Below are 23,705 nucleotides of genomic sequence, written 5' to 3' on the forward strand. Positions count from 1 at the left end.
AATCCGCTGTAGCCCGTTTACCCGGCTGTGTTAATAATGCTGTGCACGTGACAGAGCTGGCCTGAGTTGATCGGGGGTGGTGACCTCGCTTGGTGCCACGAACGACCCTGTCGGACGCACTGGTGCCCGCATAAAGCGGCGCCCCAAGGACCGCAAGGCGCAGATCACGCGTGCTGCCGCGGAAACTTTCAGTGCGCAGGGTTACCACGCGACCAGCATGGAGGCGATAGCTTCCAAGGTCGGGATCTCCGCGCCGGCGCTGTACCGGCACTATCCCAGCAAGTACGAGATGTTCGCGGTCGTCGTCGGCTCGCTTGGGCAGCAGCTGATCGACTCGACTGCTTTCGTCGACGAGTTGTCCGACGCCGACCTTCACAACGACGCGCCGGCGGTATTGGACCAGGTCGTCGACGGGCTCATCACGTCGTCGATCCTCAACCGTGAGGCCAGTGGGCTGTTCCGGTGGCAGGCTCGCTACCTGCAGTCGGAAGACCAGGCCAAGCTCATGACGCAGATGCACACCGTCGGTGCGCGTCTGAAACGGCCCATCAGCGTCATGCGTCCGGAACTGAACTCCTTGGAGCAGTGGACGCTGACGGTAGCGCTGGTCAGTGTCGCCGGCAGCATCATCGGACACCGGCTTCAGCTCCCGGATGACGAGATCAAGCCGTTGCTCATCGATGCGTCGCGATCGGTGGTCGCCGCGCAGCTTCCTGGATCCGACGACGTGGGGGTCAATCGGCCGTCGGTGTGGCGTATCTTCACGCCGGACGCCGGACCGTATGAGGCACTGCTGAACTCGGCGGTGCTGTTGTTCGGCAAGCAGGGATATGCCGAGACCGGCGTCACCGAGATCGCCGACGCCGTGGGTGTCCCCGCATCCGGCGTCTACCGCTATTTCTCGAGCAAGAGCGACATCTTGACGACGGGGCTGCAGCGCGCCGTGGACCGGATAGCCGGGGAGATGGCCGCTATCGCCGGCGTCTTCGCCGAGCCCGAAGAGGCGCTGCGCCGGTTGATCGAGGCATATGTGGCTACCGTGTTCGCCAACCCCGAGTTGGCGTCGGTCTATGACACCGAGCGGGTGAACCTGGCGCCGGCAGAACGCGAACTGCTGCGCGCTTCCGAGCGCGCGTTCATCGAAACCTGGGCCCGACCGCTGATGGCGATCAGGCCGGACCTGGATTCGATGCACGCCAAGTTCTTGGTGCACGCTTTGGCGGCGCTCGTGGACGACCTGGGGCGGGTCGCCCGAGGCGGCGAGATACCGGGTACCGGTTTTCTGGCCGGGGGCCCGGGTTATGCGCAGGCCTGCTTGCGCAGGCTGATGGAGTCCATTGTGTTCCGCGGCCTCGACACCTGAGGTGGTTGGCGTCGAGCCTCGCTGAACCGCTGGTTCATGAGGCGGTCCCAGCTTCGGCTCTCCTGCGTCGAGCCTCGCTGAACCGCCTGGTCGATCAGGCGATTTCGTAGTCCTCTAGCGGGAACTGCGAGCCGTCGCGCACCGCGTTGCGCACGGTGGTGGGCCGCAGCAGCGTCGCTTCGCCACTGGGGTTGTAGTAGTAGGACCGCGACGTGGTGCAGTCCCCGGCGTAGAACACTGTGTGGTCCAGCCGTTTGGTCATGGCGTCCAGGAACCGGGTGTTGGCGGCCTCGGTGACCTCGAACGTCGTAGCGTTGCGGCGCTGCAGCTCGCCGAAGAGCCGGCCCATGTGCCGCATCTGGTATTCCATGGTGTTGAAGAACGACAGGCCGGAGAACCCGTATGGGCTGGCCAGGCTCAAAAAGTTCGGAAAATGCGGTATCGACAGGCCCTGGTAGGCCTGGAACCGGGTCTCCCGCCACCACTTGCCCAGGTTGCGCCCGTCCCGCCCGATGATCTCGATCGCCGGGAAGTTTGCCTCCCACAGGTCATATCCGGTGGCCAGCACCAGGGTGTCGATGACGGTCTTGTGGCCGTCGACGGTGACGATGCCGTCCGGCTCGATCCGCTCGATGCCGGTGGTCTCCAGGTGCACATGTGGCTTGGTGAAGCTGCGGTAGTAGTCGTTGGACCAGCTGGGCCGCTTGCAGCCGATGTCGTAGGTCGGGGTCAGCTTGGCTCGCAGTTCCTTGTCGCGGATCTGGACGAACCGGTGGATCTTGCACGCGTCCATCCCGGCGATCGACAGCCGCCGGAAGGCGGGGTAGTTCAACACCGCGGTCACCGTCATGAACTCCAGCAGGTAGTCGCTGATGAAGCGCATCACCCGCTGGGCGAACGGAACGCGAGCGAACAGTTTCTGCAGCCGCGCCGGGATCCGGAAGTCGAGCTTGGGCGCCACCCAGATCGCGGTGCGCTGAAACACGGTCAGGTCTGCGACGGTCTTGGCCAACTGCGGGATCAGCTGCACCGCGGTAGCGCCGGTGCCGATCTGCCCGACCCGACGTCCGGTGAAGTCGTAGTCGTGGTCCCAGGCGGCGGTGTGCACCACCTTCCCGGCGAAGCTGTCGATCCCGGCGATGTCCGGGTTGCGCGGCTGGGACAGGAAACCGGTGGCGGTGATCAGGAATCGGGCGCTGAGCGTCTCGCCGCCGGCCAGGGCCACCTGCCAGCGCTGGGCGTCCTCGTCCCATTGGGCACTGTCCACGGTGGTGTTGAAGCGCATGTGGCGGCGCACGTCGTACTTGTCGGCGACGTGCTCGGCGTACCGCTTGATCTCCTCGCCGGGTGCGAACATCCGCGACCAGTACGGATTCGGCTCGAACCAGTACGCGTAGGTGGTCGACGGGATGTCGACGGCCAGGCCGGGATAGTGGTTGACGTGCCAGGTTCCGCCGAGATCGTCTTCACGCTCGAGCAGGACGATGTCGTGGTAGCCGAGCTTCTTCAGCTCGATGGCCGCGCCCATTCCGCCGAAGCCCGCACCCACGATCACGACGTCGAACTGCTCGATACCCATGAAAATTAAGGTACCTGACTCACCGGTAACCAGCGAAGCTCCCGGGCCGCCCCGCGGATGGGAGACAATGGGCCTTGCACGCTGTTCGGAGATTTCGGGGAGGGCAGTCATGACCAGCCGCAATGTCGAAGCCAGCGACGCAGACTTGGCCGAACAGGAGGTTCCGGCCGCCGCGGGCGACGAGGCCGACGACGAAACGCCGGGCCCGGAGATCGCCGCCGGCGACAACGCCGACATCGCCGACGTGGTCGAGCAGCACCGGGGTGTGCCCGCCGATGAGGATGACTACGACCGCTGAGGGGTTGCCGGTACGGGGCCGCCGCCGGCGCAGGGGACGTTATGGTTAGACGCTTTAGTTAGCTGTTGGCCTAAGACCGAGAGACGTTTTCTTGAGCGAGATTCGCCATCCTGCGACCACCCGGCCGATCGGCCTGCTCGGTGTCGGCGCTTCTCGCCCGGCACGGGTGGTCACCAACGACGAGATCTGTGCGCGCATCGACTCCTCCGACGAATGGATTCAGTCCCGTACCGGAATCAAGACGCGCCGGTTCGCCGAGGAGACCGACACCGTGGCGGGTCTGGCCATCGAGGCCGGCCGCAGCGCGCTGTCCCAGGCCGGGCTCGACGGGTCTGGCGTGGACGCGGTGATCGTCGCGACCAGTACCAACTTCCGCCAAACTCCTTCGTGCGCGCCCACCGTCGCGGTCGCCCTCGGAGCGCAGGGCGTGCCTGCCTTCGATGTGGCCACCGGATGCGCAGGGTTCGGTTATGCCCTGGGGGTGGCGGCCGATCTGCTCCGCGGCCGGACCATCAACACCGCTTTGGTCATCGGTTCTGAAGTGCTCTCGCCAACGATCGATATGCAGGACCGTTCGAACTGCTTCATCTTCGGCGACGGGGCCGGTGCGGTCGTCGTCGGCGAGACTCCGGTGCACGGTATCGGCTCGATCGTGTGGGGCAGTGACGGCGAGAACCGTGACGCGATCCGCCAGGACATCGACTGGATCAGCTACACCGAGCAGCCGGACGGGCCACGGCCCTTCCTGCGCATGGACGGCAGCACGGTATTCCGCTGGGCAGCATACGAAATGAGCGACGTCGGGAGACGAGCCATCGCGGCGGCCGGGTTGCAAGCCCACGATATCGACGTCTTCATTCCACACCAGGCCAACAGCCGGATCAACGCGCTGATCGCCAAGAGTCTCGAGCTGCGCTCCGACGTCGTCGTCGCCAATGACATCGAGAACAGCGGCAACACCTCCGCGGCATCTATCCCGCTGGCGATGGAGCAGCTGTTGTCGGCGGGAATCGCCAAATCCGGTGAGCTGGCCCTGCTGCTCGGCTACGGGTCGGGTTTGAGCTACGCGGCCAGCGTCGTCGTTCTGCCCTGATCGCCGCGGGCTCAGCCCAGCAGGCGTAGCGCCGCGTCGACCGCCAGTACCGGCACGTCCAGTGTCTTGGACGCCAGATCGTGGCGGGCGCCGGTGATTTCGACGACCTCATGCGGCGCGGGTATCAGGGCGGCGGCAGCGCGAATCTCTGCGCCGGTTCCGAAGCTGTCCGAGCTGCCGTGGGTGAACACGGTCGGTACGACGATCTCGGGCAGGTGTTCGGTGCGGGTGCGCTCGGGTTTCCCCGGCGGGTGCAGCGGATAGGAGAACAGCGTCAGCAGGTCGACCGCGACATCGCCGGCAGCCACCACCATCGAGGTCTGCCGGCCGCCGTAGGAATGCCCACCGACGATCAGCGGACCGTCGGCCAGGGCACGGCCATATTCGATCGCCTCGGTGATGCCCTCCCGATCGCCGGCGCCCGATCCCGACGGCGGGCCCTTGGGGCGACGCCGCCGGAATGGCAGGTTGTAGCGGACCGCCAGGAAACCGCGACGCGACCATTCATCGCAAAGCCGTTGCAGCATCGGGGAATCACGGTTTCCGCCGGCGCCGTGCGTGAGCAATACCACTCCGACGGGGGTGCCGTCTGGGCGGTGCGCTAGCCCGTCCAAACCGGCGATTTCCTCCAGGCTCACGAGGCGCCCAGCCCCAACCGGAACAACGGCGAGACCGGGCCGTGCCCCTGGCCCAGCGGGTAGGCGGCCCGCAGGCACTCGGTCACCCAGCGTTTGGCGAACGCCACCGCGTCCGGAACGGACAACCCGTGCGCCAGCGCGGCTGCCGAGGCCGCCGCGAGCGTGTCGCCGGCGCCGTGGTCGTCGCCGGTAGCCACCCGCGGCCCGGGGAACTCCAGGAAATCGGTGCCGTCATAGAGCAGGTCCGGACTGTGCTCCGCCGAGGGCAGGTGTCCGCCCTTGACCAGTGCCCACCGCGGTCCCAGGGCATGCAGCGCACGAGCCGCCGCACGCTGGGATGCGGCGTCGACCACGTCGATATCGACCAGCAGTCGCACCTCGTGCAGATTCGGGGTCACCAGGGTCGCCAGCGGAAACAGGCTGTCGCGGAGCGCATCCAGCGCCGACGACGCCAGCAGTGCGTCGCCGTGCATGGACGCCGACACCGGATCGACCACCAGGGGGACCGTCAGCCCCAGTTCCCGCCAGGTCGCCGCCACCGCGGTGATGATCTGCGCGGACGCCAGCATCCCGGTCTTGGCGGCCTGGATTCCGATATCGGGCACCACCGCATTGATCTGGGCGGCGACGGTTTCGGCGGGAACCTCGTGAAAGCTCTTGACTCCCACGGTGTTCTGCACCGTCACCGCGGTCACCGCGACGCAGGCGTGAACCCCGAGTAACGCGCACGTACGCATATCGGCCGCAATGCCCGCGCCGCCGCCGGAGTCCGAGCCGGCAACGGTGAGTATCCGTACCGGTGTCGCACCCGGCGGGGCCAGCGGCAGGAAGTTCACTGTGCTGGATGAGTGGCGACCCGCTTCGCCCGGCTCCGCCGCGCTTGCGATCACCACTAGGTGGAGATGGGCAGGTACACCCGGTTTCCGTGGTCGGCGAACTCGGCCGACTTCTCGTCCATGCCCTTCTTGATGGCGGCGTCGATGTCGTCCTGGGTCTGCAGGCCGTGCTCGTTGGCGTAGTCGCGTACATCGTGGCTGATCCGCATCGAGCAGAACTTCGGGCCGCACATCGAACAGAAGTGTGCGGACTTCGCCGGCTCGGCAGGCAGCGTCTCGTCGTGGTACTCGCGTGCGGTGTCCGGGTCCAGGGACAACGCGAACTGGTCATACCAACGGAACTCGAAGCGTGCCTTGGACAGTGCGTTGTCGCGATCCTGGGCTCCGGGGTGTCCCTTGGCCAGGTCGGCGGCGTGTGCGGCGATCTTGTAGGCGATCACACCGTCCTTGACGTCCTTGCGGTCGGGCAGCCCCAAGTGCTCCTTGGGAGTCACGTAGCACAGCATCGCCGTGCCGGCCTGGGCGATGATGGCCGCACCGATCGCCGAGGTGATGTGGTCGTAGGCCGGCGCGATGTCGGTGGCCAGCGGCCCCAGCGTGTAGAAGGGCGCCTCGTCGCACCATTCCTCTTCCAGCCGCACGTTCTCGACGATCTTGTGCATCGGAACGTGGCCCGGGCCCTCGATCATCACCTGCGCGCCACGGGATTTGGCGATCTTGGTCAGCTCACCGAGGGTGCGTAATTCGGCGAACTGGGCTTCGTCGTTGGCGTCGGCAATCGAGCCCGGCCGCAGCCCGTCGCCGAGGGAGAACGTGACGTCGTAGCTGGCCAGGATGTCGGCCAGTTCTTCAAAATTGGTGTACAGGAAGGACTCCTGATGCCGCGACAGGCACCACGCCGCCATGATCGAACCGCCGCGCGACACGATGCCGGTGACCCGCTTGGCGGTCAACGGCACATACCGCAACAGCACACCGGCGTGCACGGTCATGTAGTCCACGCCCTGCTCGCACTGCTCGATCACGGTGTCGCGGTACAGCTCCCAGGTCAGCTTGGTCGGGTCGCCGTTGACCTTCTCCAGCGCCTGGTAGATCGGCACCGTCCCGATCGGCACCGGCGAGTTGCGCAGAATCCACTCCCGGGTCTCGTGGATGTCCTTGCCGGTGGACAGGTCCATGACGTTGTCGGCGCCCCAGCGGGTGGCCCACACCAGCTTGTCCACCTCTTCGGCGATCGAGCTGGTCACCGCGGAGTTGCCGATGTTGGCGTTGATCTTCACCTTGAACGCCTTGCCGATGATCATCGGCTCCAGCTCGGGGTGGTTGTGGTTGGCCGGGATCACCGCCCGCCCGCGGGCGACCTCGTCGCGGACCAGTTCGGCGGGAACTCCCTCGCGGGCGGCGATGAAGGCCATCTCGGCGGTGATCTCACCGGCCTGGGCGCGCTGCAGCTGGGTACCGCGATCGGTCACCACACCCGGCCGAGGCGCCAAGCCGCGGTGCAGGTCGATGTCGGCATTGGCGTCGGTGTAGGGACCGGAGGTGTCGTAGACGTCGAAGTGCTCACCGGTGGTGAGGTTGATACGCCGGAACGGCACCTTCATTTTCACGCCGCCGGGAGCTTCGATCTCGCGGTAGGCCTTCTCGCTGTAGGGGATGGGCCCGGTGGTGACCTGCGGCTCCACTGCAACGTCAGTCATAGTTCTTCCTCTCCCTTGCCGGCATGACCCGGTCAGGTTCGTACGGTCGACGGCCCCGGCCGTCCTCTCAGCGCACTGGTTGCGCTCCCGCGGTTTTTGCGATTTCTGCACTGGCGATTCGTGCACTGCCACGCTATCGCAGCGCAGCAGTCGGCGTAAGGCGCCGAGGCTGCCGGACGAGAATTAGGTAACTGATCATTTGCTTAGCTAACATATGTGGTCGGGGTAGAGGTAGCTGGGAGAGACATGACGGCGCAGATAGAGCAGGTGAACACCGGTGTCCAGGACCCGGGCGCCGTCGCCACCGCTCGCCGCCGACTGCGCTATGACCGTGACCACCCGCGCTACAAGTGGGTCGCGCTGTCCAACACGACGCTGGGTGTCCTGCTGGCGACCATCAACGGCTCGATCGTGCTGATCTCGATGCCGGCGATCTTCCGCGGTATCGGCCTGAATCCGCTGGAGCCGGCGAACGTCAGCTACCTGCTGTGGATGTTGATGGGCTATCTGCTGGTGTCGGCCGTGCTGGTGGTGTTCTTCGGCCGGCTCGGGGACATGTTCGGCAGGGTGCGCATCTACAACCTGGGCTTCGTGGTGTTCACCGTCGCAGCGATCGCGCTGTCGATCGATCCGTTCGACATGGGCCGCGGCGCCCAGTGGCTGATCGCGTGGCGGGTGGTGCAGGGCGTCGGCGGGGCGATGCTGATGGCGTCATCGTCGGCGATCCTCACCGATGCGTTCCCGGCCAATCAGCGCGGCATGGCGCTGGGCGTCAACCAGGTGGCCGCGGTCGCCGGGTCTTTCGTCGGCCTGCTGATCGGCGGCGTGCTGTCGGAGTGGGACTGGCGCGCGGTGTTCTGGGTCGGGGTGCCGATCGGAGTGTTGGGCACCGTCTGGTCGCTGCGCTCACTGCACGAACTCGGTGAGAAGGCGCCGGCGAAGCTGGACTGGGCGGGCACCGCGACGCTCGGTCTGGGGTTGACCGTGGTGTTGACCGCCATCACCTACAGCATTCAGCCGCATGGATCTTCGCCGACCAGCTGGGGCAGTCCCGCCGTGCTGGGTTCGCTGGCGCTCGGAGTGGCCCTGCTGGTGCTGTTCTGTTTCATCGAGCTACGGGTTGCCTCGCCGCTGCTCGACGTGCGGCTCTTTGCGATTCCGGCGTTCGGGATGGCCAACATGGCCGGGCTACTGGCGGCGATTGGGCGTGGCGGCATGCAGTTCATGCTGATCATCTGGCTACAGGGCATCTGGCTGCCACTGCACGGCTACAGCTACGAATCGACGCCGTTGTGGTCGGGTATCTATCTGCTGCCCATGACGGCGGGGTTCTTGTTGGCCGGTCCGGTGGCCGGTTCGTTGTCGGACCGCCGCGGCGCCCGTCCGTTCACGGTCGGCGGCATGGTGCTGATGGCGGCGACGTTCGTGGGGCTGGTGCTGCTTCCGGTGGACTTCGACTACCGGGTGTTCGCGGCGCTGGTGTTCCTCAACGGCCTGGGCGGCGGGATTTTCACCGCACCCAACAGTGCCGTGGTCATGTCCAGTGTCCCGGCCGACCAGCGTGGGGCGGCGTCGGGCGTGCGAGCCACGTTCTTCAATGCCGGCACGTCGCTGTCGATCGGCATCTTCTTCTCGCTGATGGTGATCGGACTGGCCAACACGTTGCCGGCGGCCCTGGGCGCCGGATTGCAGCAGCAGGGGGTGTCTGCCGGTGTCGCTGATCAGGTGGCCAACACCCCGCCGGTGGGAAGCCTGTTCGCGGCGTTTCTGGGCTACAACCCGATTGCCGAACTGCTCGCGCCGTCGGGTGCGCTGGCCGCGCCCGGTGTGGACGCCGAGGCGCTGACCGGGCACAGCTTCTTCCCGCAACTGATCTCCGGGCCCTTCCACGCCGGTCTGGCGGTGGTCTTTGCCGCCGCGGCGGTGATGATGCTGCTCGGGGCGCTCGCGTCGTGGCGGACGCCGGGGCGCTACGCCGTCGAGCCGCTGAATCTGCGGGACTGACACGCACGCCAACCACCGCGGAGCCCACGCAACTGGTTTTGAAAGCAATCATCGGGCTGCAATCGCTCTTGCCGGTCGACCGGCGCTGAAATCCGTGCGGGCCGCGGAACGACAGTCATGTGTCCGGGCAACAGCCGCGCCGCCGCGATAACGAGGGGTCCGGGGGAATTTAGTTGACAATGCAACGACGGCACCCTTAGGCTCTGATGTAGTTGACTGCGCAACTACAAAGTTTGAGAGGGGTCCTCGTGGACATCGTGATACTGATCGGCCGAATCCTGTTCGGCGCCGTATTCGTCGGCGGAGCGCTGGGGCACTTCACCCAGACCGCCGCGATAGCGGCCTTTACCGAGAGCAAGGGCATCAAGCCCGGCAAACTCGCGGTGCTGGGCTCGGGCGCCTGGATGCTTACCGGCGCGGCCTTGGTGATCGTGGGCGCTTGGGCGGATCTCGGCGCGCTGATGCTGGCGGTCTTCCTGCTGCCGACGGCGTTCCTCATGCATCCGTTCTGGAACGAGCGGGACCCGGAGGTCAAGGCCGGCGAGCAGACCCACTTCAACAAGGATGTGTCGCTGGCCGGCGCCGCGCTGGCATTGTTCGGCTTCTTCGTCACCGCCGGTGCCAGCACCGGACTGCAGCTGACCGGACCGTTGTTCGCCTCGCTGGCCGGCTGACTCGAACCGCCGCGAAGCCCCGCGGCCCGGTTCTGCGCATTGGTTGCAGAACCGGGCCGTCGCGGTCTCATTCTGGTACCAAAGTGACTGGTGTGACACCTCGTGCGCAGGGGGTCTAGGGGCATCGCTGCACGTCAGAGACCCTCGACACACCCGAACGGGGTGGAGTTGACCCCGCACCCTCGGTGGTGCACTATGGACCCTGCAAGCACCTCGTTAGGTGAGGCGTCTGCACGGACATAGGCCACTGACCCCGAACGTCGAAAGACGCCCCGGGTCAGGACAGCTCCTCCCGGCTTAAGGGTTGAGCCCAAGTGGCTTCCTGAATAGGGACACGCCGTGCAGTGTCGAAGCTCTGACGAGAGGGGTGCGGTCTTCCGACAGTCGTCGGAGCTGCCCTCCTAAGCATGCGGTGAATCCGGCGCGCATCTGCGCGCCCGCGACCGAGAGGGGGTGAGGGACGAATGAGTTCCGGTGATAGTCCGAGCCGATATCTGACATCTGTTCCGTCCCCATCCGAACGGTCGCATACCGCCTCCAGCTGAGCCACGATCCCGGCCTCCAGCTGAGCGCGTAGCACCGTTACGCGACTAGGAGGCCATCATGGTTGCAATCGCCTACACCGACATCACGGCTCCGGCTCCCGCCCCGCGTGCGATCAGCACGGCGAAGAAGCTGGACCACCGTCCTGCCGCCCCTACCTCGGACCCGCTGGTCGACATGACCACGCGGCTGCTCAGTGGTCCGCTGCACCAGATGTACGCACTCCTGTGGCGCGTCGGAGTGCTGACCGTCAACAACTAAAGGCCAACCGAGGCTGGACCTCGGTTAGACCTCTTCCAGGGCCTCGCCGAGTTGTTCGAGCACTTCACTGCGGTGGTTGCTGGCCAGAATGTGGCCGGCAGCCACCGCGACGGCCACCGGCCAGTCGATGATCTCGAACGCGGCCAGCAGTGCCAGTCCGCCGTAGTAGGCCAATTGCTCGGGCCGCGGCACCGTCACCTTGCCGAACAGCGGCAATTCAACGGCGAATCCCTCCGCCTCGCGGATGTGGGCTACTGCCTCGCGCTGGGATGCGCTGCGCCGCGGTTTGTCCGCCATCATGAACCTCCTGGTGGCGATGGATCGCCGGATGATCGAGCCGCGACCGTTCCGCGACGAGAGTCAGTGTCCCCATTGTGCACAAGCCGCAGCCGCGGCGCTCCTTGACCGTTGGATGATTCCTGCGGGCGGTCCGGTTGCCGCGGCCCGGGAACGATGAACTCCTTCGGCTTCACCGTGTCGTCCTGCGACCCCGACAGCAGCCGAGGCACCACGGCCGCGCCGAGGGTGGCCACCGTCGCCGTGCCCAGTGCCTGAGCCCAGCCCAGCGGTCCGATCGGGGTGCAACCCAGCAGCTGGCTGATACCCGGGATGGTGATCAACGTCCCCATCACGCCGAGCGAGCCGACAGCGGTCGCCACGACCAGCGGGTCGTGCGAGTCCAGCAGCGTCTGGCCCAGCTGCGTGGCGACCAGCGACACCAGCGCTACGGTCGAGGCCCGTTGCTGGCGACCGGTGACCGAGGCCAGCCCCCACGCTCCCACCGCGGCCGACGCCGTCGTCACGCCACGCACGGCCACCGTTCGCCACAACGCACGCTCGTCGGGACCGTGCCCGCCTGCGGCGGCCGACTCGTTGAGCGAACTGACCGCCAGCGCGGTGGCCGGCAGTGCGTCGGTCAGCATGTTGACCAGCAGTAGCTGGCGGGCGTTCAGCGGCGATCGGCCAGTCAATGCACTACCGATGATCGCGAACGCCACCTCGCCGGCATTGCCGCCCAACAGCACCGCCACCGCGGCCTGCACCCGCTGCCACAGCTCACGGCCTTCATCCAACGCGTCGAGCAGGGTGTCGATTCGCTCGTCGAGCAGCACTACGTCAGCAGCGGTGCTGGCCGCTTCGCTGCCGTGCGCCACCACCGCAATACCGACGGTGGCGGCCCGGATCGCCGCGGCGTCGTTGGCGCCGTCGCCCACCATCGCCGACACCTTGCCGGTGCGTTCCAGGGTTTGCACGATCTGGACCTTGTTCTCCGGCGACATCCGGGCGAACACCACTCGCTCGGCTACCGCAAGCTCCTGTTCCTTGCGGGACAACGCATCCCACTGTGCGCCGCTGATCACCTGATCGCCCTCGACCTCCAGGCCCAGCTCCCGGGCGATCGCCGTGGCGGTCAGCGGGTGGTCGCCGGTGATGAGCCGCACCGGGATTCGGCGGCGCTTGAGGTCGGCGAGCAGTTCAGCGGCCTCGTCGCGCGGGGTGTCGGACAAGCCGAGCAGGCCGACGAACGTCAGCCCCTCGGCACAGAACTCGGCGATCTCCTCGGGCTCGGGATCCTCGCCCAGCGCAGAGCATTGCTCGGGGGTCAGTTCCCGGCGGGCCACCGCGATCACCCGCAGACCGCCGCCGGCCAAGGCGGCCACCGACTTCCTGACGGTCGGGCCAGCGCCGGTGCATGCCAGCACCACTTCCGGTGCGCCCTTGAGGGTTAGCTCTGTTCCGCGGATGGAGGCCGAGAACGGGCGTCCGGAACGGAACGGCAGGTGCGCGGCGGGCCCCTGCGGCGCCGCCGCGGCTCCCGCGCTGGAGGCGGCCTCCACGATGGCGGCGTCGGTGGCATGCACCTGGCGGGTGCCGTTGGGAACCGGCGCCGCGCTTGCCGCGAAGCGCAGCACGTCGTCGTCGGTGAAGCCCGCCGCCGGGTGCACCTGCGAGACCCGCAGCCGGTTGCGGCTCAGGGTTCCGGTCTTGTCGAAGCAGACCACGTCGACGCGCCCCAGCGCCTCGACTGAACGCGGCACCCGCACCAGCACACCGGCCTTGGTCAACCGGCGGGCCGAGGCCTGCTGCGCCAGGGTGGCCACCAGTGGCAATCCTTCGGGGATGGCCGCGACGCTCACCGCGATACCGCTGGCCACTGCCTGGCGCAATCCGATCCGGCGGGCCATGCCCAGCCCAGTCACCAGCGCACCGCCGGCCAGGCTGATCCGCCATGCCTTACTGGTGAGCAGGCTCAGCTGATGCTGCAACCCGATGGCGGACTGATCACCGGCCACCAGTTCGGCCGCCCGGCGTCCGTGGGTATCGCCGCCGATCGCGGTCACCAGCGCCAGCGCGGTCCCGGTCACCACGGTGGTTCCCGCGTAGACCATGCATTCCCGGTCCGCCAGATCCGCACCCGGAGTGGCCTCTACCTGTTTGACCACCGTCAGCGACTCACCGGTCAGCGACGACTCGTCGACCTCCAGATCGATCGCGTCGATCAACCGTCCGTCGGCGGGTATCACCTCGTGCGGGTGTACCTCGATCACATCGCCCGGAAGCAGGTCCTCGGCGGGAATCTCGCAGTGGCTGCCGTCGGGCAGGACCTTGCGTGCCGGCGGAACCTGCTCGTTCAGCAGGACGCTGAGCCGACGCTCGGCGATGAGTCGCTGTGCGGCGGCCAGCATCGCGTTGCCGCCCAACACCGAACCGACCAGCATCGCGTCGACCGGTGAGCCCAGCACCGCGCTGGCCGCGGCGCCCAGCGCCAGCACCGGGGTGATCGGATCGGACAGCTCGCTGCGCACGGCCTGGGCGAATTGCCAGAACAGTCGCGGCGGCGCGGTGCGCTGGGCGCCCCGGCGGGCCAGATCCACGGCCGCCAGCGCCGCCGCCGCAGCGGGCGCATGATGGGGCTTGGTCGGCTCCACCAGTTCCGGCGGCGGAAGCACTGCCCGCACCTGCTCGACCGACATCGCGTGCCACTCATGCACCGCCGCAGGCCGGGGGACCGCGGCGTCCACGGCACGGCGGGCCAGCCAGTAGCCCGACAGTGCGCCGGCCGCCGCGCCGGTGGTCACTGGCCCAGGTCCGCTGCCGCGCACCCCGGGCAGCATCAGCAGCGATCCCAATGTCGTAGCGCCGATGGAGATCTCGACACCACGGTGGCTGGCGGAGCGAGCCGCGGGAAGTGCATGCAGTACCCGCCACACCGCGGTCAGGTCGGTCAGCAATACGTCGGCGCACCAGGGCGGGACGCCCTGTCCGGGCAGCACGCCCAGCGCCACGTCGGCTGCCGCCAGGGCCTGGACGGCCACCGAGGACAGCACCGCGACATCATGGCCATCGGCCTGATGGGCGGCTACCGCGGCGGCCAGCGCCTCATCCACCGATGCCCCGTCCAGCGGGCGGATCTCATCGAAGATCGGCCGCAGCTCCCCGAGGGCGTCGGCTTCTACCGAGACCACCTCGACGTCGGCGCGGCGGGCCTCGGTCACCACGGCGGCGGCCAGCGGCAACAGCGCGGGCTGGAACGATGCCTGCACACCGGAGCGCGCTCCGATTCGATGCCATCCGGGGGTGAGGTCGGTGTCGGTCAGCCGAGCCTGGGCCTGCGCCCACACCGCACGCAGTTCGTCGTCGTCGGCGCCGCGCACCTGCATCACCCGCAGGGTGTCACCGCACAGCACTCGGGGATCGATGACCACGGTGTCGACGCGGTCGAGCTCACGCAGGCTGCCGGGCCGCAACACGACGGTGCCGTGCTGATCGGCCAGGCCGCGGCCAAGGGTGGCGGCAAAACACTCGCGTGCGGTGCGGGTGGCCTTCGGAGCGGTCACCGCAGCGGCCGTCCCGGCCAGATCGGGATTGCGGGTCACGGCGCCGATCACCCCGGCGCCGGCGACTTGCGCCCAGGCGCTGCGGGTCAGGTGCCGTTCCACCGGACCGGGCGGCCGCGGCGCCGGTCGTTGCGGGACGGCGACCGGCGGATGCTCGGCGTGGTCGGCGAGCCCTGGTTCGAGGCGGCGCCAGGCCCGCGCCTCGGCGCGTTCCTCCCCGGCGCGCATCGCCTCTACCGACAGGTCCACCGCCAGCGAGGTCGGCGCCTGGTTGAGGGCGTGCACGCCGGCGCTGGCCAGCGCCAACAGCGCATCGGTCGTCTGCTTGCCGATGCTGTCCTCCAGCAGCCGGCGCAGTCGAGGCTGGTAGTCGACGACGACCACACCGGCCTCCAGGCCCAGCGGCAGGCCCGGCAGCCGCAGCAGCCGGCCCACCGTCGCCGCACCCAGGCCGGCGATGTTGGCGCCGACAGTCAAAACCCGCAGCGCTTGGGTCATCTCATCGCCGGGCAGGCTCACCGGCGCATGCCCGCCGGGGGTTCTCGAGCGGTATTGGCGCTCGATGTCCGACACCGCCTGGCACAGTTCGCGTACCGAGACGACGTCACCGCCGGCGGCCGGGTCGAGCCCGACCACCAGGCGCGACAACGGGTGGTTCAACCGGACCGAGACCACCCCGGGCAGTGCGCGGGCCGCCCCCAGTACCGCGGTCGCCAGCTCGTCGCCGGCCGGGCCGTCGAGGCCACGGATCTCGACCCAGGCTCGCCCCTCGCCGCGGAAGCATCGCCGGGACAGCACCGGGCCCCCGTCGCCGTTCGGCAGGACAGCACCGGCTACCCCGGCAGCGGTCTGAACCGAGGCATCTAGCAGTGCTGAGGTCAGTTGGACACCGAAATTCGCTGCGCGCAGCGGCAGAGAGTGCCTTACGGCACGACCTAAATTCACTCGCACCGACTAGTGGCGCGTGCGCGTGCGGGTGCTGCTGCTGGCGCCGCTGCGTGATTGCCGTGCCGCCGTCTTCTTCGGCTGTGGGCTGCGCCGCGCCGAGGTCGATGAGCTGGCCGACTTCACCGGCTTCGTCGCCTTCGCCGACGGCGCCGCCTTGAGGGGCCGCACCGGGGCAGCTGGCGTCTGGGCCGCCTTGCTGTCATCGGATCGGTTGGTCAATTGCTTGAGTGCCAGCGCGGTGCCGCCAACGGCCACCAGCACCGGCCACTCGACCAGTCCGGTCACGCCGAGAGCGCCCAGGGTCAGTGCAGCCGCGGGCGTCGAGTGGCTGCCGGTGCGCAACCCGCGCTGTACGCCGCTGGCCGCCCCCTTCACACCGCCGATTACCCCGTTGACTGCGGCCCCGCCGATCGCTCCGGCTGCCTCAGTGGTCATAGTGACCGCGCGGTTCGCCGCCCCGGCCACCTTCCTTACCGTCCCTGCGACGGCGTTCATGGGAATTCCCTGCCCTTCAAATGAGCAAATTGGATAATCCGCCTATCCTATGCGCGATTTCGCGATCGGTCCGGAATCCACACCGAATTCATAGAACTGCGGGTAATCAGTCCCGGCGAATCTCGACCAGCACCGGAGCGTGGTCACTGGGCGACTTGCCCTTGCGTTCCTCGCGGACGATCTCGGCATGCGCGACCCGTGTCGCCAGCGCGGGGGAGCCCAGGATGAAGTCGATGCGCATGCCCTGCTTCTTCGGGAACCGCAGCTGGGTGTAGTCCCAGTAGGTGTAGACGCCAGGCCCTGGTGTGAAGGGGCGCACCACGTCGAGGAATTGGGCGTCGGCCATTGCCTGGAATGCCGTGCGCTCCGGTTGCGAGACGTGCGTGGCGCCCTCGAAGAACTCCATGCTCCATACGTCGTCGTCCTGCGGAGCGATGTTCCAGTCGCCGACCAGAGCGATCGGGGCCGACGGATCGTCGCGCAACCAGCCTTCGGCGGTATCGCGCAGGGCCGCAAGCCAATCGAGCTTGTAGGTGTAGTGCGGGTCATTCAGGGCGCGTCCGTTGGGCACGTACAGACTCCACACTCGCACCCCGCCGCAGGTGGCACCGAGCGCGCGCGCCTCCACGGTGGGATCGGCTTCTGCCTTGGCCCAGGCCGGCTGGCCGGGAAACCCGACCTCGACGTCGTCGAGGCCGACCCGCGACGCGATCGCCACGCCGTTCCACTGGTTCAGCCCGACGTGGGCGACCTCATAGCCCAACTCGTGAAACGGCAGCGCCGGAAACTGGGCGTCGGTGCACTTGGTCTCCTGCATGGCCAGCACGTCGACGTCGGCTCGGGCCAGCCAGTCGGTCACCCGGTCCACCCGGGTGCGGATGGAGTTGACGTTCCAGGTGGCCAGTCGCAGCGCAGTCACGCAAGCCACCCTAAAGCGCGTTCGACGGCGATGAGCCGCGGGCCAGCAGCCGGGCATCGATGTAGCGGGTGCGGTGCTGGCCGGCGAATCCGATCGCTTCGAAGAACTCGAACGCGCCGGTGCCGGGGCTCGCTGAACCGCCGGTGGGCACCTGGGCGTAGCCGCGGGTGGCACCGCGATCGGCCCCCCAGGACTGCAACGCAGCGCAGATCCGGCGACCGTGGCCTTGCCGCCGGTGGTCGTCGGCCACCCGCACCTCTGTCAACCCCAGCCAGCGAGTGCCGTCCGGTCCCTCGGTGACGGTGCCCCGGCCGGCCGCCACCCCGGGGATCGAGGCGAAGATCGCCTCGCCGTCGACCACCGCGGTCAACACCTCCACCGGAGCCGCCCCACCGCGGTATACCGCCAGCCAGTCGGCGTCGGGCCCGGCGGCCGTCGCCACGTCACCAGGGGCCGCGCCGGCAGCGACGATGTCGCACACCAGGGTGCGGGTCTCGTGCCGGGTCGCGATGTCCTCCGGCAACCGCAGCAGGCGCTCCGGGACCGCCAGGTATGGGGGCAGACCGCGCTGCGCATACCAGTCGATGATCGCCGGAATGGTATTCGTGTGGGCAAACCTGTCCAGGGGCACAGCGGAATTAGCCGCGAGGTCGGCACCGGGACCGGCCCGCAGGATCCAGCCGTCGAGCCATTGGTGTTCGCTGCCCGGCCAGGCCAGCGCGGCGGCATGCTCAACAGAGCGGATCGTCGAGTTCTTCACCGGCCGATCGGTCAGCCAGCGCACGTACAGCACATCGGCATGCCGGCATTCGTGGATAACCCCGTCGGCCGAGCGAATCCGCACCAGCGGTCCAGTCGCCACCAGCTGACCGATCACATCGCCCATCGGCGGTTCGGAACCCGGGGGACGCAGGTAGCGCAGACTCACCCGGACGCCGATCTCAGGGAGTTCGGGTGGTTGGGACATGAAAGGGCTCGTCAGTGACCGAACGGATCGGGCACGTCGCCTGGCATCCAGGACAGGCCGGGCACACCCCAGCCGTTGGACTTCACCGTCCGTTTCGCGGCGCGCGCGTTCCGGCCCACCAACATGTCCAGGTAGAGCAAGCCGTCGAGGTGCCCGGTCTCGTGCTGCAGCATCCGGGCGAACAGCCCGGTGCCCTCCAACGTCACCGGGTTGCCGTCGGCGTCCAATCCGGTGACCCGCGCCCACTGCGCCCGACCGGTCGGAAACGACTCTCCGGGCACCGACAGACAGCCTTCGTCGTCGTCATCCGGGTCGGGCATGGTTTCGGGCCGCTCGGAGGTCTCCAGCACCGGGTTGACCACGACGCCGCGGCGCCGGGTGGTGGAGCGGCGGTCGTCGGCGCAGTCGTAGACGAAGACCCGCAGCCCCACGCCAATCTGGTTGGCGGCCAAGCCGACGCCGTTGGCGGCGTCCATGGTTTCGTACATCGAGGTGATCAGCTCACCGAGGTCAGCCGGCAAGGAGCCGTCATCGGCGACGGGCACCGGGCTGGTCGGTGTGTGCAGGACGGGATCGCCCACAATGCGGATGGGTAGGACGGCCATGACCGCAAATCTTAGGTGGGCGGTTTAGCGAGGCTCGACGGAGGAGAGGCGAAGCTGGAACCGCCGGGTTGGTGGGCGGTTTAGCGAGGCTCGACGGAGGAGAGGCGAAGCTGGAACCGCCGGATTGGCTGCTGCCACCGCCTCAGTGCAGCGGCCATGGCGACGCGCGGGCCAGGCTCCCGGTTCAACACAGCCTGGCGTGATTCAATATTCGCTCAGAACACGCCGCCGAAAACTAGCGAACGTTTGCAGCGAGAGAACTTTCCGGAAGGGTCCAGGAAACGATATGGACGGCGCCATGGCGCAGGCGAATCGCTCAGGGGACGATTCGGAACCCACCGACGGTTTGAGCCGTCGCGAACACGACATCCTGTCCTTCGAACGGGACTGGTGGAAGTACGCCGGCGCCAAGGAAGAGGCCATCAAGGAGCGTTTTGCGCTGTCGGCGACCCGCTACTACCAGGTCCTCAACGCGCTCGTCGACCGGCCCGAGGCGCTGGCCGCCGACCCGATGCTGGTCAAACGGCTGCGGAGGCTGCGGTCCAGTCGTCAGAAGGCGCGTGCCGCGCGCCGGCTCGGGTTCGACATCACCTGATTGCCTGACCCCTTGATTGCTGGGCGTTTATCGGTCCTGGCCCGCTCCTGGATACAGTGGGCGCAATGAACGACCACGTTCCTGACTCCTCCCGACTCCCGCTTCGGGCGATGGTGATGGTGCTGCTGTTTTTGGGCATCGTCTTCCTGCTGGTCGGCTTTCAAGCCCTCGGATCGTCGGGTAGCAGCGACGACGCCGACCACTCGCCGACCGCCCAACCCGTCACCACCGCCTCGGCGCCGGCCAAACCCGAACACCCGGCCCGCAAGTCCGACGTGCGGGTCTTCAACATCTCCGAACAGGCAGGGCTGGCCGGCCACACCGCCGACCGGCTGCGCGAGGCCGGCTGGAACGTGACCGAGATCGGGAACCTCGAACTGCCTGAGGTCACCCAGACCACTGTCTACTTCAGTGACGCCGAGGGAGAGCAGGACGCGGCGCATTCGGTGGCCCAGGTGCTCGGCGCCGCCGTCGAGCCGCGGATCCCCGACGTGGCTGAGCAACCACCGGGCGTCATCGTGGTGGTCGCGGGTTAAGCTCCTCGCATGGTCACAGGTCACCGCAGAGCTCTTACCGCCGTCGTCTTCGCCACCCCGGCCATCCTGTTGGCGGCGTGCAGTCCCAACCAGCTGCCTTCCGACGCGCCCGGCACCACGCCGGCCATCTGGACCGGGTCGGCGGCGCCGTCCGCCCCGGAGTCCGAGTCCGGTGGTCCGAGCGGTTCGGACAATCTCGTCGCGCACCTGACGACCCCCGATGGCGGCCAGGTCGCCACCGCGACGTTCGAGTTCAGCAAGGCCGGCGGCAAGGAGTTCGCCACCGTGACCGTGCGGACCACCAGCACCGGGGTGCTGTCGCCCGGTTTCCACGGCCTGCACATCCACGCCATCGGTAAGTGCGAAGCCGACTCCGTGGCCCCCACCGGCGGGGCTCCCGGCGGCTTCCTGTCGGCCGGCGGACACTTCCAGGCGCCCGGCCACAGCGAGCACCCGCAGAGTGGGGACCTGACGTCACTGCAGGTGCGCTCCGACGGCAGCGGGCTGCTGGTGACCACCACCGACGCCTTCACCAAGGCCGAACTGCTCGGTGGCGAGGGGACCTCGATCATCATCCACGCCGATGACGACAACTTCGCCAACATTCCGGCGGATCGCTACACCCAGGTCAACGGCACGCCCGGCCCGGACCAGACCACGCTGACCACCGGAGACGCCGGAAAGCGGATTGCGTGTGGTGTTATCGGCGCCGGATAGCCCGACCAACAACTGGGCTTCCTCGAGGTCCGAAGCCCGAATCGAGTTCGCCCGCAGCGCCCGTCCCACCATCGGCGTGGAATGGGAGCTGGCTCTTGTCGATGCCCAGACGCGCGATCTGAGCAACGAAGCCAGCGCGGTGTTGTCCGAGCTCGGCGAGAACCCGCGTGTGCACAAGGAATTGCTGCGCAACACCGTCGAGCTCGTCACGGGCATCTGCGACAACACCGGCGAGGCCATCGAGGACCTGCGCCAGACGCTGGCCACCACCCGGCCGATCGTGCACAGCCGGGGCATGGAGCTCTTCGGCGCCGGCACCCACCCGTTCGCACAGTGGTCAGCGCAGAAGCTGACCGACGCGCCGCGCTACGCCGAGCTGATCAAACGCACCCAGTGGTGGGGTCGGCAGATGTTGATCTGGGGAGTGCACGTCCATGTCGGTATCTCCTCGTCCTACAAGGTGATGCCGATCATCTCCTCACTGCTGCAGCACTATCCGCACCTGCTGGCGCTGTCGGGATCCTCGCCCTGGTGGGACGGTCACGACACCGGTTACGCCAGTAACCGCGCGATGATGTTCCAGCAGTTGCCCACTGCGGGCCTGCCGTTTCAGTTCCAGACCTGGGGAGAGTTCGAGGGCTTCGTCTACGACCAGAAGAAGACCGGGATCATCGATCACACCAACGAGATCCGTTGGGATATCCGGCCATCACCGCATCTGGGCACCATCGAGGTGCGGGTCTGCGACGGGGTGTCCAATCTGCGCGAGCTGGGTGCTCTGGTGGCGTTGACGCACTGCCTGATCGTCGACCTGGACCGGCGGCTTGAGAACGATGAATCCCTGCCCACCATGCCGCCCTGGCACGTGCAGGAGAACAAGTGGCGCGCCGCCCGCTATGGGCTGGACGCCGAGATCATCCTGGATGCCGACAGCAACGAGCGGCTGGTCACCGAGGACCTCGACGAGCTGCTCAACCGGCTCGAACCGGTCGCCGCACGACTGCACTGCGCCGACGAGCTGGCGGCCGTCGCCGATATTTACCGGACGGGCGCGTCGTACCAGCGCCAGCGCCGGGTCGCCGAGGAACATGACGGCGATCTGCGTGCCGTGGTCGATGCACTGGTGGGCGAGCTCGATATCTCGTGATGGAACTGCCGATGTTCCCGCTGGAATGGGTGTTGCTGCCCGGCGAGGAACTGTCGCTGCGGATCTTCGAGTTGCGTTACACCGTGTTGGTCGGCGACCTGATGCGCAGCGGCGATCCCCGCTTCGGGGTGGTGCTGATCGCCCGCGGCCGTGAGGTGGGCGGCGGCGAGCAGCGCAACGACGTCGGCGCGATGGCCAGCATCACCCAGTGCAGCGAACTCGGGGCAGGCCGGTACGGCTTACGCTGCCTGACCGGGGAGCGGATCCGGGTGCGCGAATGGCTCACCGACGATCCCTACCCGCGGGCGATCGCCGAGGTGTGGCCCGACGAGCCATCAGAACCGGTGAGTGACGAGCAGTTCCGTGCGCTCGAAGACCGCATTGTCGTGCTGCACAAGCGGATGGCCCAGGCGCAGCGACGCTGGGTGATGCCGGGGCGCAACAGCCTGCTGGGTGGCCGGCGACTGCGCTCGCTGGACCCGGTGCAGCGGCTGTACTCACTGGCCTGCCGGGTCCCGATGGGGGAGGCCGACCGGTACGCGGTGCTGGCCGCGCCGTCGCTGTCCGACCGTTTGGCGGCGGTGTACGAGGCGATTGAGACCGTCTCGGCCCGAGTCGAATTCGATATCCCTCGTTGACTCTGCGTCCAGGGCGGCAAAGTGCGAGTAGCTACCGCCCTGGACGCAGAGTCAACGGGTTCTTAGGTACACCGCACCGAATACCGCCGCTGCTGCGGCCAGCAGCGCCGAACTGGCCAGCCAGGGCAGGATGCGCGCCGTGGAGAACAGGGCGGCGTACATGCCGGGCGCAACGGCGGTCGCGGCTGCCCACGCCGTCTGCAGCAGCGAGGCGTGTCGTCCAGAGGACTCGTCGGGCGCGAACGTCAGCATGATGTTTGCGCTGAGCGCGTTGCCGGCCGCGTCGGACACGCTGAACAGTGTCAGCCCGACAGCCAAGACGGCGAAAAGAATTGCCGGTACGGCGTTTTGGATGCCGGCGAGGAGATCGATCACCAGGAAACTGATCGAGCACAGTGCGGCCGACCACGCCAGGATCCGAAGGTGCGGGACCCGCGAGCCGATTCGGGCGACCCAGCGCGCCGCTATCGCGACCATGACGCAGATGAATAGATAGGCCACCGTCGTCGACCAGGCGGGCAGGCTGACCGACAGCATGAACAGCGGCAGTGCCGTATCCATCCCTATGGTGGTCAGCGCGATGACGAACACACCGGCGAGGAAGGCCATGAAGGCGCCCTGGCGCAACACATCGCGGTAGCGCGGCGGCTCGCACTCTGGCGACTCGTCGTCGGCGACGGCGCGGTCGATCCAGCGCAGCCGCCAGAACAGCAGGCCGGTGGTGAGTTCACCCGCCGCGATGGTCGCCACCAATGTGGTCCAGAACCATTCGCCGTTCCGGTCGATGGCCAGGCCCACGGTCGCGGCCAATGCGCCGAGACCGAACCCGAGTACCCGAACCGAGGTGAGCAGCGCGAACATCTGGGTGCGGTCGTCGTGGTCGCGGGTCAGCCGCCGGACGGCTTCGGGATCGGCGGTGAAGAACAGGTTCGCACTCAGTGCCGCGGCGAAGGAGAAGATCGCGACCTCGGCCAGGGTGTGGGTGTACAGGAAGCCCAGGAAGGCGCCGGAGGCCCCGACGCCGGCCAGCGCCATGGTCCGAAACGGACCGAACCGGTCAACCGTGCGCCCGGAGACCAGCACCCCCAAGATGAGTGCGCCGGTGTTGCCGAGGGTGGCGGCCACGCCGGTCCCGGTCAGTGGCAGCCCGCGCCCAAGGGTGAAGAACAAGAAGATCAGCGGCACCCACAGCCCGGCGCTGGCCATGGCGACGGTGGTCGCGAGAATGAACGACCGGCGGGCGCCCAGCAGCTCTTCGGGCATCGTTTCGGTGAGCATGGTCTCTTTCGTCCTCCGGGCAGACGAAGGTA

At 67.8% G+C, this 23,705-nt stretch carries 22 protein-coding genes and 2 riboswitches; of the genes, 11 read left to right on the top strand and 11 right to left on the bottom strand.

All coding sequences use genetic code 11. The annotated features are described in order from the left end of the window. Positions 1-79: 79 nt before the first annotated feature. Complete coding sequence (locus ACKY0W_RS02105; protein ID WP_409437922.1) at positions 80-1,363, top strand: TetR/AcrR family transcriptional regulator; 1,284 nt, start codon at positions 80-82, stop codon at positions 1,361-1,363. A gap of 94 nt (positions 1,364-1,457) precedes the next feature. On the opposite strand, the gene ACKY0W_RS02110 is transcribed toward ACKY0W_RS02105, so the two are convergent. Continuing rightward, on the bottom strand, positions 1,458-2,942 hold the full coding sequence (locus ACKY0W_RS02110; protein WP_409436198.1) for a flavin-containing monooxygenase: 1,485 nt from the start codon (positions 2,940-2,942) through the stop codon (positions 1,458-1,460). A 109-nt stretch (positions 2,943-3,051) separates the two neighbouring features. Between ACKY0W_RS02110 and ACKY0W_RS02115 the strand changes: the two genes are divergently transcribed. After that, positions 3,052-3,240 carry a hypothetical protein gene (locus ACKY0W_RS02115; protein WP_409436199.1) on the top strand — a complete coding sequence of 63 codons (189 nt, stop codon included), beginning with the start codon at positions 3,052-3,054 and terminating at the stop codon, positions 3,238-3,240. A 91-nt stretch (positions 3,241-3,331) separates the two neighbouring features. Beyond that, positions 3,332-4,333, top strand: a complete 1,002-nt coding sequence (locus ACKY0W_RS02120; protein ID WP_409436200.1) for a beta-ketoacyl-ACP synthase III — start codon at positions 3,332-3,334, stop codon at positions 4,331-4,333. Positions 4,334-4,344: 11 nt separating this feature from the next. Here ACKY0W_RS02120 and ACKY0W_RS02125 read toward each other — a convergent pair whose 3' ends face one another. From ACKY0W_RS02125 to thiC, 3 genes are all read right to left on the bottom strand, one after another. After that, positions 4,345-4,956, bottom strand: coding sequence for an alpha/beta family hydrolase (locus ACKY0W_RS02125; protein WP_409437923.1), 612 nt, complete (start codon positions 4,954-4,956; stop codon positions 4,345-4,347). Positions 4,957-4,967: 11 nt separating this feature from the next. Continuing rightward, positions 4,968-5,807, bottom strand: coding sequence for a bifunctional hydroxymethylpyrimidine kinase/phosphomethylpyrimidine kinase (thiD, locus tag ACKY0W_RS02130; RefSeq protein ID WP_409437924.1), 840 nt, complete (start codon positions 5,805-5,807; stop codon positions 4,968-4,970). A 56-nt stretch (positions 5,808-5,863) separates the two neighbouring features. After that, the gene (thiC, locus tag ACKY0W_RS02135; protein ID WP_409436201.1) at positions 5,864-7,507 is read right to left on the bottom strand and encodes a phosphomethylpyrimidine synthase ThiC; all 1,644 of its coding nucleotides are present in this window, start codon (positions 7,505-7,507) and stop codon (positions 5,864-5,866) included. After that, positions 7,502-7,606: riboswitch (TPP riboswitch) on the bottom strand. (Overlaps the previous gene by 6 nt.) A 147-nt stretch (positions 7,607-7,753) precedes the next feature. Here thiC and ACKY0W_RS02140 point away from each other — a divergent pair. The 3 genes from ACKY0W_RS02140 (at position 7,754) to ACKY0W_RS02150 (ending at position 10,989) form a co-directional block, all read left to right on the top strand. Next, on the top strand, positions 7,754-9,511 hold the full coding sequence (locus ACKY0W_RS02140; protein WP_409436202.1) for an MFS transporter: 1,758 nt from the start codon (positions 7,754-7,756) through the stop codon (positions 9,509-9,511). Between the two features lie 248 nt (positions 9,512-9,759). After that, complete coding sequence (locus ACKY0W_RS02145) at positions 9,760-10,185, top strand: DoxX family protein (RefSeq protein WP_409436203.1); 426 nt, start codon at positions 9,760-9,762, stop codon at positions 10,183-10,185. A gap of 205 nt (positions 10,186-10,390) precedes the next feature. Next, positions 10,391-10,559, top strand: a riboswitch (M-box (ykoK) riboswitch). Between the two features lie 229 nt (positions 10,560-10,788). Continuing rightward, positions 10,789-10,989 carry an Rv1535 family protein gene (locus ACKY0W_RS02150; protein WP_409436204.1) on the top strand — a complete coding sequence of 67 codons (201 nt, stop codon included), beginning with the start codon at positions 10,789-10,791 and terminating at the stop codon, positions 10,987-10,989. 24 nt (positions 10,990-11,013) lie between these two features. Here ACKY0W_RS02150 and ACKY0W_RS02155 read toward each other — a convergent pair whose 3' ends face one another. From ACKY0W_RS02155 to ACKY0W_RS02180, 6 genes are all read right to left on the bottom strand, one after another. Continuing rightward, a complete protein-coding gene (locus tag ACKY0W_RS02155) occupies positions 11,014-11,289 on the bottom strand; it encodes a hypothetical protein (RefSeq protein ID WP_406756520.1) in 276 nt (91 codons plus the stop codon). Next, on the bottom strand, positions 11,286-15,743 hold the full coding sequence (locus ACKY0W_RS02160) for an HAD-IC family P-type ATPase (protein WP_409437615.1): 4,458 nt from the start codon (positions 15,741-15,743) through the stop codon (positions 11,286-11,288). The genes ACKY0W_RS02155 and ACKY0W_RS02160 overlap by 4 nt, the downstream gene beginning before the upstream one ends. A gap of 39 nt (positions 15,744-15,782) precedes the next feature. Continuing rightward, the gene (locus tag ACKY0W_RS02165; protein WP_409436205.1) at positions 15,783-16,271 is read right to left on the bottom strand and encodes a hypothetical protein; all 489 of its coding nucleotides are present in this window, start codon (positions 16,269-16,271) and stop codon (positions 15,783-15,785) included. 106 nt (positions 16,272-16,377) lie between these two features. Then, on the bottom strand, positions 16,378-17,181 hold the full coding sequence (locus ACKY0W_RS02170) for an exodeoxyribonuclease III (RefSeq protein ID WP_409437616.1): 804 nt from the start codon (positions 17,179-17,181) through the stop codon (positions 16,378-16,380). A gap of 19 nt (positions 17,182-17,200) precedes the next feature. After that, complete coding sequence (locus tag ACKY0W_RS02175; protein WP_409436206.1) at positions 17,201-18,157, bottom strand: GNAT family N-acetyltransferase; 957 nt, start codon at positions 18,155-18,157, stop codon at positions 17,201-17,203. A gap of 11 nt (positions 18,158-18,168) precedes the next feature. After that, entirely contained in the window at positions 18,169-18,762 is a 594-nt protein-coding gene (locus tag ACKY0W_RS02180; RefSeq protein ID WP_406756517.1) for a peptide deformylase, read from the bottom strand. A 286-nt stretch (positions 18,763-19,048) separates the two neighbouring features. On the opposite strand from ACKY0W_RS02180, the gene ACKY0W_RS02185 reads away from it, so the two are divergent. The 5 genes from ACKY0W_RS02185 (at position 19,049) to ACKY0W_RS02205 (ending at position 22,395) form a co-directional block, all read left to right on the top strand. Beyond that, positions 19,049-19,357 (top strand): DUF3263 domain-containing protein, encoded by a 309-nt coding sequence (locus ACKY0W_RS02185; RefSeq protein ID WP_024440118.1) that lies wholly within the window; start codon positions 19,049-19,051, stop codon positions 19,355-19,357. Positions 19,358-19,422: 65 nt separating this feature from the next. Further along, complete coding sequence (locus tag ACKY0W_RS02190) at positions 19,423-19,893, top strand: LytR C-terminal domain-containing protein (protein ID WP_409436207.1); 471 nt, start codon at positions 19,423-19,425, stop codon at positions 19,891-19,893. A 9-nt stretch (positions 19,894-19,902) separates the two neighbouring features. Continuing rightward, complete coding sequence (gene sodC / locus ACKY0W_RS02195) at positions 19,903-20,610, top strand: superoxide dismutase[Cu-Zn] (RefSeq protein WP_409436208.1); 708 nt, start codon at positions 19,903-19,905, stop codon at positions 20,608-20,610. Further along, entirely contained in the window at positions 20,591-21,757 is a 1,167-nt protein-coding gene (locus tag ACKY0W_RS02200; protein ID WP_409437617.1) for a glutamate--cysteine ligase, read from the top strand. The genes sodC and ACKY0W_RS02200 overlap by 20 nt, the downstream gene beginning before the upstream one ends. Continuing rightward, positions 21,757-22,395, top strand: coding sequence for an LON peptidase substrate-binding domain-containing protein (locus ACKY0W_RS02205; protein WP_409436209.1), 639 nt, complete (start codon positions 21,757-21,759; stop codon positions 22,393-22,395). Before ACKY0W_RS02200 ends, ACKY0W_RS02205 begins: the two co-directional genes overlap by 1 nt. A gap of 51 nt (positions 22,396-22,446) precedes the next feature. Here the strand turns inward: ACKY0W_RS02205 and ACKY0W_RS02210 are convergent, their stop codons facing one another. Then, positions 22,447-23,673, bottom strand: a complete 1,227-nt coding sequence (locus ACKY0W_RS02210; RefSeq protein ID WP_409436210.1) for an MFS transporter — start codon at positions 23,671-23,673, stop codon at positions 22,447-22,449. Between the last annotated feature and the right edge of the window lie 32 nt (positions 23,674-23,705).

It is taken from the genome of Mycobacterium sp. SMC-14, from assembly GCF_046250075.1.
Lineage (GTDB): Bacteria > Actinomycetota > Actinomycetes > Mycobacteriales > Mycobacteriaceae > Mycobacterium.

Coding starts and splice junctions, on each gene's coding strand:
- ACKY0W_RS02150 (WP_409436204.1), top strand. CDS start 10,789: ATGGTTGCAATCGCCTACACCGACATCACGGCTCCGGCTCCCGCCCCG.
- ACKY0W_RS02180 (WP_406756517.1), bottom strand. CDS start 18,762: ATGGCCGTCCTACCCATCCGCATTGTGGGCGATCCCGTCCTGCACACA.
- ACKY0W_RS02165 (WP_409436205.1), bottom strand. CDS start 16,271: ATGAACGCCGTCGCAGGGACGGTAAGGAAGGTGGCCGGGGCGGCGAAC.
- ACKY0W_RS02175 (WP_409436206.1), bottom strand. CDS start 18,157: ATGTCCCAACCACCCGAACTCCCTGAGATCGGCGTCCGGGTGAGTCTG.
- ACKY0W_RS02210 (WP_409436210.1), bottom strand. CDS start 23,673: ATGCTCACCGAAACGATGCCCGAAGAGCTGCTGGGCGCCCGCCGGTCG.
- ACKY0W_RS02155 (WP_406756520.1), bottom strand. CDS start 11,289: ATGATGGCGGACAAACCGCGGCGCAGCGCATCCCAGCGCGAGGCAGTA.
- sodC (WP_409436208.1), top strand. CDS start 19,903: ATGGTCACAGGTCACCGCAGAGCTCTTACCGCCGTCGTCTTCGCCACC.
- ACKY0W_RS02205 (WP_409436209.1), top strand. CDS start 21,757: ATGGAACTGCCGATGTTCCCGCTGGAATGGGTGTTGCTGCCCGGCGAG.
- ACKY0W_RS02190 (WP_409436207.1), top strand. CDS start 19,423: ATGAACGACCACGTTCCTGACTCCTCCCGACTCCCGCTTCGGGCGATG.
- ACKY0W_RS02140 (WP_409436202.1), top strand. CDS start 7,754: ATGACGGCGCAGATAGAGCAGGTGAACACCGGTGTCCAGGACCCGGGC.
- ACKY0W_RS02115 (WP_409436199.1), top strand. CDS start 3,052: ATGACCAGCCGCAATGTCGAAGCCAGCGACGCAGACTTGGCCGAACAG.
- ACKY0W_RS02185 (WP_024440118.1), top strand. CDS start 19,049: ATGGACGGCGCCATGGCGCAGGCGAATCGCTCAGGGGACGATTCGGAA.
- thiC (WP_409436201.1), bottom strand. CDS start 7,507: ATGACTGACGTTGCAGTGGAGCCGCAGGTCACCACCGGGCCCATCCCC.
- ACKY0W_RS02110 (WP_409436198.1), bottom strand. CDS start 2,942: ATGGGTATCGAGCAGTTCGACGTCGTGATCGTGGGTGCGGGCTTCGGC.